The sequence below is a fragment of the Lacibacter cauensis genome, from assembly GCF_007830055.1.
Taxonomy (GTDB): Bacteria; Bacteroidota; Bacteroidia; order Chitinophagales; family Chitinophagaceae; genus Lacibacter; species Lacibacter cauensis.
Genome location: NZ_VLLE01000004.1, coordinates 603,424 through 616,975, shown reverse-complemented (window position 1 = coordinate 616,975; position 13,552 = coordinate 603,424). Strand labels below are relative to the sequence as shown.

The 13,552-nt window shown below is 42.6% G+C and carries 13 protein-coding genes; 9 read left to right on the top strand and 4 right to left on the bottom strand.

What is annotated here, in order from left to right:
- Nucleotides 1-55: 55 nt before the first annotated feature.
- Together IQ13_RS12810 and IQ13_RS12805 are read left to right on the top strand one after the other, a co-directional pair.
- Nucleotides 56-250: a hypothetical protein gene (locus IQ13_RS12810; RefSeq protein ID WP_144886772.1), complete on the top strand. Its 195-nt coding sequence runs from the start codon at nucleotides 56-58 to the stop codon at nucleotides 248-250.
- Nucleotides 247-621 (top strand): type II toxin-antitoxin system death-on-curing family toxin, encoded by a 375-nt coding sequence (locus tag IQ13_RS12805; RefSeq protein WP_144886771.1) that lies wholly within the window; start codon nucleotides 247-249, stop codon nucleotides 619-621. Before IQ13_RS12810 ends, IQ13_RS12805 begins: the two co-directional genes overlap by 4 nt.
- Nucleotides 622-662: 41 nt before the next feature.
- Here the strand turns inward: IQ13_RS12805 and IQ13_RS12800 are convergent, their stop codons facing one another.
- Both IQ13_RS12800 and IQ13_RS12795 read right to left on the bottom strand, forming a co-directional pair.
- Nucleotides 663-2,579, bottom strand: coding sequence for a peptidylprolyl isomerase (locus IQ13_RS12800; protein WP_158637389.1), 1,917 nt, complete (start codon nucleotides 2,577-2,579; stop codon nucleotides 663-665).
- A 10-nt stretch (nucleotides 2,580-2,589) separates the two neighbouring features.
- Complete coding sequence (locus IQ13_RS12795) at nucleotides 2,590-4,050, bottom strand: TlpA family protein disulfide reductase (protein WP_144886769.1); 1,461 nt, start codon at nucleotides 4,048-4,050, stop codon at nucleotides 2,590-2,592.
- A gap of 81 nt (nucleotides 4,051-4,131) precedes the next feature.
- Here IQ13_RS12795 and rlmD point away from each other — a divergent pair, with 81 nt between their 5' ends.
- From rlmD to cysS, 5 genes are all read left to right on the top strand, one after another.
- The gene (rlmD, locus tag IQ13_RS12790) at nucleotides 4,132-5,577 is read left to right on the top strand and encodes a 23S rRNA (uracil(1939)-C(5))-methyltransferase RlmD (RefSeq protein WP_144886768.1); all 1,446 of its coding nucleotides are present in this window, start codon (nucleotides 4,132-4,134) and stop codon (nucleotides 5,575-5,577) included.
- A 21-nt stretch (nucleotides 5,578-5,598) separates the two neighbouring features.
- On the top strand, nucleotides 5,599-6,294 hold the full coding sequence (locus IQ13_RS12785; RefSeq protein WP_144886767.1) for a rhomboid family intramembrane serine protease: 696 nt from the start codon (nucleotides 5,599-5,601) through the stop codon (nucleotides 6,292-6,294).
- 14 nt (nucleotides 6,295-6,308) lie between these two features.
- On the top strand, nucleotides 6,309-7,232 hold the full coding sequence (locus tag IQ13_RS12780) for a rhomboid family intramembrane serine protease (RefSeq protein ID WP_144886766.1): 924 nt from the start codon (nucleotides 6,309-6,311) through the stop codon (nucleotides 7,230-7,232).
- A 4-nt stretch (nucleotides 7,233-7,236) separates the two neighbouring features.
- Nucleotides 7,237-8,379: an endonuclease/exonuclease/phosphatase family protein gene (locus IQ13_RS12775; RefSeq protein ID WP_144886765.1), complete on the top strand. Its 1,143-nt coding sequence runs from the start codon at nucleotides 7,237-7,239 to the stop codon at nucleotides 8,377-8,379.
- Between the two features lie 126 nt (nucleotides 8,380-8,505).
- The gene (gene cysS / locus IQ13_RS12770; RefSeq protein ID WP_144886764.1) at nucleotides 8,506-9,999 is read left to right on the top strand and encodes a cysteine--tRNA ligase; all 1,494 of its coding nucleotides are present in this window, start codon (nucleotides 8,506-8,508) and stop codon (nucleotides 9,997-9,999) included.
- 225 nt (nucleotides 10,000-10,224) lie between these two features.
- On the opposite strand, the gene IQ13_RS12765 is transcribed toward cysS, so the two are convergent.
- Both IQ13_RS12765 and IQ13_RS12760 read right to left on the bottom strand, forming a co-directional pair.
- Nucleotides 10,225-11,412 (bottom strand): glycosyltransferase family protein, encoded by a 1,188-nt coding sequence (locus tag IQ13_RS12765; RefSeq protein WP_144886763.1) that lies wholly within the window; start codon nucleotides 11,410-11,412, stop codon nucleotides 10,225-10,227.
- A complete protein-coding gene (locus tag IQ13_RS12760) occupies nucleotides 11,409-12,227 on the bottom strand; it encodes a UDP-2,3-diacylglucosamine diphosphatase (protein ID WP_144886762.1) in 819 nt (272 codons plus the stop codon). The genes IQ13_RS12765 and IQ13_RS12760 overlap by 4 nt, the downstream gene beginning before the upstream one ends.
- Nucleotides 12,228-12,397: 170 nt before the next feature.
- On the opposite strand from IQ13_RS12760, the gene IQ13_RS12755 reads away from it, so the two are divergent.
- Together IQ13_RS12755 and IQ13_RS12750 are read left to right on the top strand one after the other, a co-directional pair.
- Complete coding sequence (locus IQ13_RS12755; protein ID WP_144886761.1) at nucleotides 12,398-12,997, top strand: DNA-3-methyladenine glycosylase family protein; 600 nt, start codon at nucleotides 12,398-12,400, stop codon at nucleotides 12,995-12,997.
- A 50-nt stretch (nucleotides 12,998-13,047) separates the two neighbouring features.
- Entirely contained in the window at nucleotides 13,048-13,545 is a 498-nt protein-coding gene (locus IQ13_RS12750; protein ID WP_144886760.1) for a TlpA family protein disulfide reductase, read from the top strand.
- Nucleotides 13,546-13,552 lie beyond the last annotated feature (7 nt).

Below are 13,552 nucleotides of genomic sequence, written 5' to 3'. Positions count from 1 at the left end.
TCGTTTATTAACTGCCGGAGGAATGTTGTAATTTTAAGGAACAAATTAATATTATATGAGTGTAGCAGAAATGAAGGTGAAAGCAATTGAAAAACTTGCAGCATTGCAAGATGAAGCTGCAGTGAAAGAAATACTGGAGCATCTTGAGAAGCTGAATGAATTGGAAAAAAAGAAAATTTACAATCTTTCAAGCCACTTTGAAGACATCAGTAAACGTTATGACGAAACACTCAAGAAGTTAGCTGAATGATCTTAATTGAAGATATACTTGAACTTCACCGGCTGTCAATAAAATTTTATGGTGGTGCGGAAGGAGTGAGAGATTCAGGATTGCTGGAATCTGCAATTGGCCGACCTTTTCAAACGTTTGGTGGAAATGATTTGTATGCAACGATTTTTGAAAAAGCAGCAGCGTTAGGTGAAAGTTTGATCGTAAATCATCCTTTTGTCGATGGAAATAAGCGAACCGGATTTTTAGCAATGGTAGCTTTGGTTGAATCGGAAGGTTTTCGAATCATTGCATCGCAGGAAGAGGCATACACTTTTACAATTGCGATTTCTACGGGAGTGAAAAAGGTCGATGAAATTGTTGAATGGTTACGAATAAACTCAAAAGCATAATAAAAAACCCGATGATCAGTCATCGGGTTTTTTATTTCAATTTATTTCACCATACTCTTCAAAACCGCTTCGTTCACTTTTACAGGGTATTTCTTTTTCAACAGCGCTAGCCATTTTTCTTCAAGCTCCAGCTGGTAATCGTTGATCACCAGTCCTTTTGCTTCTTCAAAATTGCGCTGCTCCTTGCCATCGTAGTTTTTAAGAATATAGCAGAATGAGGAAGATCCATCGTTCGGGTTAGTTACAACCGGAGTAAACGTGCCGGCTTTAAACACGGTTCCTTCAGGAGCAGGAAGCTGGTTCAGTTCAAAACGACTGCTGTCGGCCAATGCAGTACCGCCCAGCATTTCCATGTGTGCTTTCCAGTTCAACGGATCTTGCTTCATCATTACCAGTGCACGGTTTGCCACAGCAGTATCGGCACAGTTAAACACAATGGCGTTTACACTTGGTTGCCAGTAGTACTTCGCTTTGTTCTTGTTGTAATAGTTCAGCAGACCAACACTGTCTGCAGGCGCAACACTCCAGATTTTACGTTCCATAATTTCAAACAGCAAACTGCCTTCACGAAACTCTTTGATCTGGTTGCCGATTTCGGGGTTGGTAATTTCCAAACGATCCTTGTAGTACTGTGCAGCTGTTTCATCCACAAATTCTGTCATCATTTGCTTGTACTGCGTACGCTGTGGTGTGTAGCCTGCTGTTTGTTTGCTCTTCACATACTTCAGCCAATCAGTTACTGAATATTTTTTCGTACCCAGCAAAAACAAAACTTTCTGCTCGTTGGCTTTGTATAACGAAACATAATTTTTTGCTTTTACAGTTGTATCGGTAACAGTCCATACATCTGCTTCATTATACGGAACAGCCTTGTAGTTGACTGCTTTTAAAATCTGTTGTTTTTGTTTGGCATAGGCCACATAAATACGTGGATCGTTGTTTACCTTTTCAGCATAATCTTCCAATGCCTGCCTATCGTTTTTTGCAGCAGATGGTGCTGTTAAACCAATGCGTTTAATAATATGAAAGCCCGATACGGTTTGTACGGGAGCAGTAACATCGCCATCTTTCTTCAAACCAAAAGCAGCGTTGCTGAAAACAGCATCGTACTTGGTAAACTCAAACTCGGGCATTAAACCACCATTGCTGTAGGTTAATTTATCATCGCTGTAGGTTTGGGCCAGCTTTTCAAAAGGTTCCCCTTTTTGTACAAGACCATACACCATCTCGGCTTTTGTTTTTGCTGCAGCAATTTCTTCTTGTGTTGCATTGGCAGGAACTGCAATAAGAATTTGTGCGGCTTTTAGTTTGCCCAATGAAGCACGCTTGTTCAATACTTTAAAAATATGATAGCCTTTTGCCGATGCAACAGGTTTTGAAAAATTGCCGACAGCTGTTGTATAAACAGCATTCTCCAGCTCGTAAGGCAGTGTAAACACGGTTACATAGCCAATATATCCGCCGGATGATTTTACATAATCGTTGGTAGAAAAACTGCTTGCAGTTGCAGAAAAGTCGGCTCCGGTTTGTAATTGTGCATACGCTTTATCAATGGCAGCTTTTGCTTTACTGCTGTCGGTGCCGTAAGCAACAAACACATGTGCAACTTCAATTTCGCTTGCACTGCGTTCGAGAGCTTCCTGTGCCAGTGCCTCTACTTCGGGCTGGTTACGCATAAACTGCTCGGCCAGTTGTGCACGAAAAGCTGCAATATCGTTTTGAATGTTGGCAAGCGTATCGAGTTTGGCTTCTTTCGCTGCCTGTACTTTTAGTTTAAAGCGTACAAACAGTTCCAGGTATTCACGAATGGCTTTTTCGTCGGTTGCACCGGTATTGTTTTTTGTAAAAGCACGCCAGAATTCAGCTTTGTCCACTTTGTTAGTGCCGTACGTAAATAAGGTTTGAGCGTTACTGCCAAGCACAACGGTGAGCAGTAAAATAGAAACGATGTAGCGCATACAGGTTGGGTTATGGGTTTTTCGATGTATTGTTTTGTTTGAATTGCAGAAACTCATCTATTTGCTCGGGATTGATCTTTTTGGCAACAATGCGTTTCTGTTCGTCTAACAAATATATTGTGGGTGTTTGAAAAACATCGTACGATTGTCGAAATCCCGGTGTTTGGCTTGCTTGTTCGGCAGCACGCATTGCTATTGTTTGGTACCAATGCATCCATCCTTCCAGCTTATGTTCGTGGATAAACGAGAGCCATCTTGCCTTTGTTTCTTTACCTTTTGCTTCATCCATACCGGCACCATCACTCAACACGCCAATTAATTTGATGCCTTGTTTTTTCCAGCGCAAACGGTACAGGCTGTCAATTACCGGCACCTGCTCTTTGCAATGCCCGCAATCGGGATCCCAAAATACCACAATGGTATAAGGTGCTTTTACCGCATACAGGGTTACGTTTTTATTCAACGTATCAAGCAATTTCAGTTCTGCTGCCGGTTCGCCAATGATATTGCCGTATAAACTATAGGCACGGTTAAACACCAGGTCACGGTCTTTCTTTTCTAACCAATCAACCTGGTTGCTGAGGTAATATTTTTCAAACAGATGCAGAAACACCACATCGAGTCCCATGTATTTCGGATTCATGTATTCGTTGGTGAAACGGTTCATGAAATAGCGGAACATGGTTTTATTGGTACGGCTGTACAGGATAAATTTATCCAGCTCCAGCTTTAAACTGTCGGGGTGACGTACAACGGCCGATTCGAAATAGCGGTTAAGTCGTTGCTCAAACATGGGTGTACGCAACAAACGCTCATCGGCAAAAGATACATCTTTCCAAAACTGGCTTTTGTAGTTGTAAAATGCATTAATGGTATCCTGCTTTGTTTTTGCCCCGGCAATTGTATATACCGGTTCTTTCAGTAAACGAAAAAGTAAAGAGAGATAACTTTCCGGTTGTGCAGTTACAAAGCTATCACGCCAGTGCTGCATGCTTTCGTTGGCTTCGTTCATTTTTTGCTGCAGAGCAGCACTGTCTTTTTTTGTTTTGGCAGTTGCCAATGCTGTTTGTTGTTGCTGATAGTTGCGGTAGAAATAAGCTGAAGCCGACTTGTACGCCACCAAAAAATTATTTTCCTGCGAGCCGGTGATGCCTGATGGTGTAAAATTGGCAGTATCGATCGTAATGTTGAATTCCTGTTCTTTATCGATAAGGATATCGAAGAAAACAGTCTTTTTAGGATCTACTACAAGATACAAGCCGCCCGTAAGTTTTTCTGCACCGGTAAATACGGCCTCGCCGTTTGGTTGAAGTACTGCTGAATCCAATACATACTTCTGGTTACCGAAATAGTAACCGAGATAAAGTTTGGCATCGGGTACAGCTTTGTATTTTGCTGTAATGCGATAGCCCTGCCCGAATAACACACTGCAGCAGCAAAGAAGAAGGGAAAATAGACTTGCTTTTTTCATAGCGACCGAAGGTAAAGTTAATTCAAAAGCTTTGCCTTGCTGTTAACGATTTGCAAAGCCACCGTTTGTTACCTTTGCGCCGTGAGAAAAAAACAGAAAATACGCATACTGGAGCAGGTAACAGTGGAAGATTATGCTGCCGAGGGAAAATCGATTGCCCGTGTAGATGGCAAAGTGATCTTTATTGAAGGCGCTGTGCCCGGCGATGTAGTAAATATTCAGCTGGGAAAAAGTAAGAAAGACTGGGCCGAAGGCAAGGCTGTGCACTTTCACAGTTATTCGCCGCAGCGTACAACTCCCTTTTGTGAGCATTTTGGATTGTGCGGCGGCTGCAAGTGGCAAATGCTGCCTTACGAACAGCAGATTGCCTATAAACAGCGGGAAGTGGAGCAGAACCTGAAACGCATTGGTCGTATCGATCTGCCCGAAATGCTGCCCATTGTTGGCGCTAAACAAACCAAGTACTACCGCAACAAACTGGAATACACCTTCAGCAGTAAACGCTATTTAACCAGAGAAGAATTACTGGAGCGAGATAAACAACGAGCTGCCTTACCCGAAGGAACAGAACCCGACAATACGCCTGATGTGGCGTTGGGTTATCATGTGCCGAAGATCTTTGATAAGGTGATCGACATCCACACCTGCTATCTGCAACAGGAGCCGAATAATGCCATCCGCAATTTTGTAAGAGACTTTGCAAAGAAGCATGGCTTTTCGTTTTACGATATTAAAGCACACGAAGGCTGGTTACGCACCATGATCTTTCGTATGACGACCACCGGCGAAGTAATGGTGAACATTACCTTCGGTTATGATGATGTGCCCAACCGTGAGCTGTTGTTTAAAGCCCTGCTCGGCGAGTTTCCGGAAATAACAACGTTGCTGTACACCATCAACCCCAAATGGAACGACAGTATTTACGATCTGCAGCCGCAGACATATTTCGGCAGCGGGCATGTAACCGAAAAGCTGGAAGAGTTTGTATTTAAGATCGGTCCCAAATCGTTCTTTCAAACCAATACCAAACAAGGCGAGGAGTTATATAAAGTAACAAGAGCTTTTGCCAAGCTTACGGGTAACGAAATACTGTACGATTTGTATTGCGGCACCGGCAGCATTGGAATTTTTTGCAGCAAGGGCGCTAAAAAAATTATTGGTGTAGAAGCCGTAGCCGAAGCTATTGAAGATGCAAAGGAAAATGCAGCGGCCAATGGTTTAACCAACACCTCGTTTTATGCAGGCGATGTTATTGACATTTGCAACGATGCGTTTTTTGCAGAACATGGCCGACCCGATGTCATTATTACCGATCCGCCACGGGCAGGTATGCACGAAAAGCTGGTGAGGAAACTGTTGGAAATAGAAGCACCCCGTATTGTCTATGTAAGTTGTAACCCTTCTACACAGGCGAGAGATCTGCAGCTGCTTAACGAAAAATATATAGTGGAGCAATTGCAGCCGGTAGATATGTTTCCGCATACACATCATATCGAAAATGTAGCGGCGTTGGTGTTGAGGAGTTGATCTTTAAAATTAAATTTGAGTATGTCTTATTATAATTCCGGTAATAATCTTCAGCGGGCTTCCCCAATTGTATTTAACCTCATCATTATAAATGCATTGGTTTTTCTTGCCCAGACTTTCTTACAACAATACGATCTTACATCGTTAGGGGCGCTTCACTACTACCAATCATCGCTATTTAAACCGGTACAGTTTGTCACAAGCATGTTTATGCATGGAGGCTTCAGCCACATTCTGTTCAACATGTTTACGCTGTATATTTTTGGTTCTATGCTTGAACGTTATTGGGGAAGCAAACGGTTTTTATTGTTTTATCTTATTTGCGGTTTAGGGGCTGCCGTAGCAGAACAGTTTATGGTGCCTTTTAGTGCCGAAAAGTTTGCTCAGGTTATTTCTTCAACTGAAGGTGGAGATGCGGCTCAGTTGATCAGTATTTATAAAGAACAATATTCATCACTCGGTGCTTCGGGTGCGATTATGGGTTTGATGGCTGCGTTCGCATACCTTTTTCCTAATACCGAAATGATGATCTTGTTTGTGCCGTTCCCTATCAAAGCAAAATACATAGTGCCTATTTACGTGTTAATTGATTTGTTTGGAGGCTTAAACCGAACTGTTGGCGATAATGTTGCACACTTTGCTCATTTAGGCGGGGCATTAGTAGGGTTTTTACTGGTACTCTTCTGGAACAAAAGCAACCGTAATACGTTTTATTGATAAATGTTTGATTTATGAATTACATGCAGTCGAAAGTGAAAAGAGGAATACGATTTGGCGAAGATGGCGATGCGTTGATGATGCTCATCTTTATTAACGTGATGGTGTTTGTGATCATTACGTTCATCAAGATCGTGTACCAGCTTACGCCCATTAACATGGAGCTGTTTCAAACACAGATATTGGATTGGGTAGGCTTACCGGCCGATCTGACGGAGTTTATTAAAAAACCCTGGGTGTTGCTCACACACATGATTGCCCACCACAGTGTTTGGTCGTTGCTCGGCAATATGCTTTTTCTTTGGGCTTTTGGTTTCCTGTTACAAGATCTGATCGGCAACAAACATGTTGTTCCTGTTTACATTTATGGAGCGCTGGCGGGCGTGCTGTTTTTTGTGGTAAGCGCAAATTTGCTTCCCGGCTTCAGGGCTAATATCGGCAGCTTTCAATTGTTTGGAGCCAGTGCTTCAGTAATGGCCGTAGCAATTGCCACAACTGTAACTGCACCCGATTACCGGGTGTTCCCCATGATCAATGGCGGTATTCCGCTTTGGGTAATTACTTTGATTTATGTGGTTATCGACTTTGCCGGATTGGCAAGCTCAGCATTTCCTTATCACCTGTCGCACCTTGCCGGTGCCGGTATGGGTTTTTGGTACATCAGTTTAATTCGCAAAGGCTACAATCCCGGCGAATGGATGCATCGGCTGTACAATTGGTTCATCAACCTGTTTAACCCGGCTGCAAAAGCACCGAAGCGATCAATGAAGAAAGAAGTATTTTACAACACCAAAGGGCAGCAGCCTTTCACACGTAAACCCAATGTTACCGAACAAAGGGTTGATGCCATTCTCGATAAAATAAGCCGTACAGGATATCAGTCGCTTTCGCAGGAAGAAAAAGATATTCTGAAAAAGGCAGCCGAAAACGAAGAATAAACTTATGGCGGGATTTTTTCGCAGCTTCACCAAACGCATCATCATCATCTGCAATATTGCTGTAAGCGTTTGTATGCTGTTATTATACCTCCTGCCTTCTTTGCCTGCAAGTGTTTCGTGGATTATTAACCTGTTCGCATTATTGTTTCCGTTTCTGCTGATTCTTCAGCTGGGGTTTTTAGTTTTCTGGATTATCGCAAAACGAAAGCTGGCACTCATACCCATCATTACATTATTACTCAGCTGGAATTTGATTGGCTCTTTTTTGGGCTTGCATGCAGCTGCAAAACAAACAGCGGCCAAACAGCCCGGTACTTACCGGGTTGTAACATGGAATACGCATCTCTTTAATTTTTTCGAGAACAATGGGTTGCTGGATGAAGCCATGTTGCAGGAAGCCAAACGTTTTGATGCAGATGTTTTACTGGTGCAGGAATTTGTTTTTTCGCTGGATAGCACATCGCCCATTACACTTGAGCGTGTAAAAAAGAAGCTGGGCTACAAATATGTTGCAGCAGCAAACGACCGGGCTTTTGGTGTACATACCAACATCCGCCAGAAGAACGAACGCTATCATCCGTTTTGTGTGGCAATCTTTTCTAACTATCCCATTATAAGCTGGAAAAAAGAGCAGAGCAGTAAGGCATACAATCATACTTTTTTATGGACAGATCTGCTGATCAACAGCGACACCATCCGTTTTTTTAACATTCACCTGCAGAGCATGCATTTTGCAAAAAAGGATTATGCGTTTATTGAAAATATCGATCAGCAGGATATGGATGCCGTGCAAACGGCCGGTAAAAACATCATCCGCAAAATGAAAACGGCCAACTTGCTTCGCTCAAGCCAGGCGAGAGATGTAAGAAAGGTAGTTGAGGAAAGTCCGCACCCGGTAGTTGTTTGTGGCGATATGAATGATGTGCCTAACTCCAATGCTTACCAGATCCTCAGCGATGATTTATACGATGCGTTTACCGAGAAAGGATGGGGTATTGGCCGTACGTTTAAATTTCTGTCGCCCACTTTGCGTATCGATTATGTGCTGCACAGTAAAGCGCTGCAGGTAGCACAGGTAAATGTGTTAAAAACAAAGCTCAGCGATCATAGCCCCGTGCTGGCCGATTTTAAATTACCGCAGAAATAGTGTAAATCCTATCTTTGTTTTAATGAAGAAATACTTCCATACCTGTTGTTGTAGCTGCTGTTGCTGATTTTTTCAGCAACCGATTCCTCTTGTACAACATTCTTCATTACAATTACATTTCATTTTATGTCGCAGTTAAAAGTTTATAATTCTCTTACACGTCAGAAAGAAGTTTTTGAATCCATCACACCCGGTCATGTGGGTATGTATGTGTGCGGACCAACAGTTAGCGGCGAAAGTCATCTTGGTCATGCACGCCCTTATATTACGTTCGATGTGTTGTATCGCTACCTCACGCATCTAGGTTACAAAGTGCGTTATGTGCGCAACATTACCGATGCCGGACATTTTGAAGAAGAAGGCCGTGAGGCAGAAGATAAAATTTCGAAGAAGGCGGTGTTGGAAAAACTGGAGCCAATGGAACTGGTGCAGAAATACACCAACCTGTTTCATTGGGCGATGGATCAGTTCAATACTGTTCCGCCATCGATTGAGCCAACAGCAACCGGGCATATTGTGGAGCAGATTGGTATGATCCAGGAAATCATCAAAGCTGGTTATGCCTACGAGGTTAACGGTTCGGTTTATTTTGATGTAAAAAAATATGCAGCGAGTCACGACTACGGAAAATTGAGCGGACGTGTAATCGATGATTTGTTAGAAACCACACGTGAGCTGGAAGGCCAGGAAGAAAAACGTGACCGTGCCGATTTTGCATTATGGAAAAGCGCAGCACCCGAACATATTATGCGTTGGCAAAGTCCGTGGGGTGTTGGTTTTCCCGGCTGGCATATTGAGTGCTCGGCGATGGCTACAAAATATTTAGGTGCACAGTTCGATATACATGGTGGTGGTATGGATCTGCAGTTTCCGCATCATGAAAGTGAAATTGCGCAAAGCACTATCTGCAATCATACAGCACCGGTGCGTTACTGGATGCACAATAACATGATCACCATCAACGGTAAGAAGATGGGGAAAAGTTATAACAACGTTATTAAGTTAACGGAGTTGTTCAGTGGCGATCATCCGATACTGGAGAAGGCGTATCACCCGATGACAGTGCGTTTCTTTATTCTGCAAACACAATACAGAAGCACACTTGATTTTGGTAACGAAGCATTGCAGGCAGCAGAGAAAGGATTGAAGCGACTGATGGAAGCGCATGAATGGCTGGCGAAGTACGAAATTGGAAGTACGAAGTACGAAGCAAAAGACAAGTCGCTAGATGAAAAAGCGTTGCAGCTGATAGCCGAGTTTGATGAGTTTATGAATGATGATTTGAACACAGCAAAAGTATTGGCGAGTATGTTTGAACTGGTACCGGTGATCAACGGGTTAAAGGATAAACATATTGCAGCTGATGCATTGAGCAGCAATACTATTCAGTTACTGCAGACAAAACTGAAACTGTACATCGAAGATATTTTTGGTTTGAAGAGTATCAGTGGTGAAGACAGTGGACGTTTTAATGCAGTGATGCAGATATTGATCGAACTACGGAAAGATGCAAAATCGAAAAAAGATTTTGTAACGAGCGATAAAATCCGCAACCAACTGGCCGAACTGGGTATTCAGTTGAAAGATGAGAAAGATGGCGGAATGAGTTATTCGTTGTAATATCTTTTTACAATAATTGGGAAGAGGAGCATTGCTCCTCTTTTTCGTTGATGTCTATTCACCTGAAAGGTGACTGTACATCTGATTTATTTATAATTCGTTTCACTTGCAGTTCGTCTAAGCTTGCATCTCGACTCCGCTCGATGCTTCGCAAACCACCCTTCGACTCCGCTCAGGGTTGCATTCCGCTCGAGGAAATCGTACTTCCAACCTTGTACCTCGTACTTAACTATGTCCCAACTGTGTATTAACTGAAAGTATCGATTGCAGATCAAACAGACTTGTTTGTTTTTCTTCGCTCACCAATTCTTCCACCGGCTGATGCAATACATCAGCAAAGCATTGTAATAGCAGCTGTTTGGTTTGTATGGTCCATTGGCGGAAGGCTTCGGTGTTGTGTTGATGTTGCGGCAGGTAATCGAGCAGCACATCCAGGTTAAAACGTTCTGCATGTGTGCCTGCACCAGCTTTGGCTGCATCACGGGAGTTACACCACTGTTCAAAATGCCCCTGCACCGGCACCATCAACACAGGCTTGCCAAAATACATGGCTTCGCAAACACTTTCAAAACCTGCCGTTGTTACCAATGCTTTTGCATTAGCCATGTAGTGTAAAAATTTCTGATCATCCAGCGAATGAAAGCAAAGTGTTTCATCGTAATGCCAGCGACCTTTTACCGTTGCACTGTCGGTAAAGCAATGCAATTCCACTTCAGGATGTTCTTTGTGCCAGCTGATGATTTCCTGCATATAACCCGAGTTCAACAGGTAAGCAAGGATGTGATCGCCGCCAAACACTTCCTGCTGAAAAACATCTTTACGTAACAATGGCGGACAAACCGTAATGTTTTTTTGTGTGGCAGCTGTTAATGGATAAAACGACAAAGCCAATAAATGGTCAGAACCCTTTGCAGTTAATTTTGTGTATTGTTTAATAGTATAAGCTTCACGTTTGCTCGCTTCTTTTGGAAAGCTGAATGAAGGATGCAGATAAATATACTGGTGTGCAATGGAAACAATTTTACAATCGAATTTTTTAAACAGCGAACAAACACCAATCAACGGTTCATAAAAATTCAATAACAGATCGGGTTTGTATTGCTGCATCACTTCACGAATCAGCTGCATGCTTTTGCGAAAGGTTTTCCAGTACAGCAAGTTCTTCAATACAGTTGATGTGATACGGATGGATTTGTTGTGTTTACAGGTAACAAAGTTGGGACTGCGGTAAGTAATGATGGGCGCTTTGATCCTTTCACGCACAAACGCAGGAATTTCTCTTCGCTTGCTGCTGCCGATAAGTACGGCAGCAACAGTATGGCCACGTGCAGTCAGTAATTCATAGGTAGCAATGGCCTGTGTTAAATGTCCACGGCCTTCGCCCTGTACTGCAAAAACAAAACTTTTATTCATACAAGTTCAGGTGTTAGGTTAGGAAAGAAAGAGGGTGTTTCTGTTGTAATGACTGCAGGCGTTGGTTGTTGTTGAGCTAACCATTCGTTGTAGTAAATAATTTTCCATTCACCTTCGGTTGTTTCAACCAATGCACTCATGGTTTCAACCCAATCGCCGCTGTTGAGGTAATGAATATTGTTGATTGTTTTATCGGCCGCCTGGTGAATGTGTCCGCAAATAACACCATCGCAATGATTTGCTTCTGCAACGGCACAAAGCTGTTCCTCATAATCAGATATAAACGAAACGGCCGATTTTACTTTTGCTTTTACTACTTGTGACAGTGAATAGTAAGGCATTCCTCTTTTGGTGCGGTAGTGATTGTAGTGTCGGTTAAGCCAGAGCAAAAATGTATAACCAATATCGCCCAGCTTAGCGAGCCATTTTAATTTGGTGGTAACGGTATCAAAAATATCGCCGTGTACCACATAATATTTTTTTGTGCCGCTTTGCAGCAGATGATGGCGCTTGATGATGAATTGTCCGAATGAAAACGGCAATATCTCATCCAGAAAATCATCATGATTGCCACGCAGGTAAATCACTTTCGTGTTGTACTTGTGCATGTACTTCATAATAATGCGAAAGAAAGCCGTGTGCTTCTTTTTCCATTCGCCCGATTTACGCAGTTGCCAGCCATCGATAATATCGCCGTTGAGGATAAGCGTTTCGCAGCGGTGTTGCTGCAGAAAATCCACTACTTCTTTTACCCGTGAGTTACGGATGCCGAGGTGGATATCGGAAAGGATAATTGTTTTGTAAAAGGTCTTCACAAAGAAGGGTTTTACAAATGTTGAAATCTCCTGTTACCAAACGATTGATGAATGATTAAAAGAGAATGAATAAATTGTAATGAAATTGTTAAGCAGTGTCGGGAAGATTGGTGTCAGGACGTCGCAGACGTCAGACACCTTAAAAACAAACAAAACCTTATTCAATCAATATGCACTACATCGAACATCTCAGCAAAGACAAAAAATTGAAAAAAGTAATTGAGGCCCAAGAGCCACACACACTGGTAAAGCGGAAAAAGATTTACCTCTACCTGTGTGCATCCATTATGAGTCAACAGCTGAGTACAAAAGTGGCCGATGTTATTTATAACCGTTTCCTGGCTTTGTATGGCAAGAAAGAACCAACTGCACAACAGATACTCGATACGCCGTTTGAAACATTGCGCAGCATCGGGCTCAGTAATGCAAAAGCGAATTATGTGCATAACGTCTGCCGGTTTTTTATTGAAGAAAAGATCACCGATGGACAGTTGTACAAGATGAGCGATGAAGCCGTGATTGAAAAATTAACGCAGATAAAAGGTGTAGGCCGCTGGACGGTTGAGATGATCCTGATGTTTTCGTTGCAGCATGAAGATGTTTTACCTGTCGATGATCTGGGCATACAGCAGGCAATGATCAAACTGTATAAGATCAACTACGAAACGAAGAAAGAACTGTACGAGAAAATGCAAAAGCATGCTGCCAAGTGGCAACCGTATCGTACGTATGCCTGTGTACATTTGTGGAGGTGGAAAGACAAAGGTTAATTGATAATTGGATAACGAATAATAAAAATAGCCTGAACAGGTTGTGTTATATGAAACACACAATGATGATACTGCTGTTGTTTTTGTCGCATAAGCTTGTTGCACAGGACGGTCCGACCGCCGGCTCTGCATTGCGTTCGCTTTCGGGAGTAGATATGATCACAGGAAAAGTGATTGATGTAGTATTCAAAGAATCGAAAGATTATACATTGTTTCATTTCTGGAGTTCGCAAAGCGATAGTTGCCTTACTGATTTTCCCCGTTTTACAGCATTGGTGAAACAGTACGACCGAAAACTTACAGTTTATGGTTTTCCGTACGAAACCAAACAGCAGATAACTGCTGCAAAAGCAGTTGTAGCAAAGTATAAACTCAACTGGAGTCATCTGTTGCAATACAAACAAGCCGACCGGCAAGGTGCTGCAGTTATAGATGTACTGCAGATCAACATGTTTCCTACTTATATGCTGTTGGATAAAGAAGGGATGATACTGGTACGTTCGAATTTTCTGGAAGATGTGGAAGTGGTGTTGAAGCGGTTGGAGTAGAAAGGAT

What these genes read in the sequence shown, in the direction of transcription:
- IQ13_RS12810 (WP_144886772.1), top strand. Translation starts at nt 56, where the DNA reads ATGAGTGTAGCAGAAATGAAGGTGAAAGCAATTGAAAAACTTGCAGCA.
- IQ13_RS12805 (WP_144886771.1), top strand. Translation starts at nt 247, where the DNA reads ATGATCTTAATTGAAGATATACTTGAACTTCACCGGCTGTCAATAAAA.
- IQ13_RS12800 (WP_158637389.1), bottom strand. Translation starts at nt 2,579, where the DNA reads ATGCGCTACATCGTTTCTATTTTACTGCTCACCGTTGTGCTTGGCAGT.
- IQ13_RS12795 (WP_144886769.1), bottom strand. Translation starts at nt 4,050, where the DNA reads ATGAAAAAAGCAAGTCTATTTTCCCTTCTTCTTTGCTGCTGCAGTGTG.
- IQ13_RS12785 (WP_144886767.1), top strand. Translation starts at nt 5,599, where the DNA reads ATGTCTTATTATAATTCCGGTAATAATCTTCAGCGGGCTTCCCCAATT.
- IQ13_RS12780 (WP_144886766.1), top strand. Translation starts at nt 6,309, where the DNA reads ATGAATTACATGCAGTCGAAAGTGAAAAGAGGAATACGATTTGGCGAA.
- IQ13_RS12775 (WP_144886765.1), top strand. Translation starts at nt 7,237, where the DNA reads ATGGCGGGATTTTTTCGCAGCTTCACCAAACGCATCATCATCATCTGC.
- cysS (WP_144886764.1), top strand. Translation starts at nt 8,506, where the DNA reads ATGTCGCAGTTAAAAGTTTATAATTCTCTTACACGTCAGAAAGAAGTT.
- IQ13_RS12765 (WP_144886763.1), bottom strand. Translation starts at nt 11,412, where the DNA reads ATGAATAAAAGTTTTGTTTTTGCAGTACAGGGCGAAGGCCGTGGACAT.
- IQ13_RS12755 (WP_144886761.1), top strand. Translation starts at nt 12,398, where the DNA reads ATGCACTACATCGAACATCTCAGCAAAGACAAAAAATTGAAAAAAGTA.
- IQ13_RS12750 (WP_144886760.1), top strand. Translation starts at nt 13,048, where the DNA reads ATGAAACACACAATGATGATACTGCTGTTGTTTTTGTCGCATAAGCTT.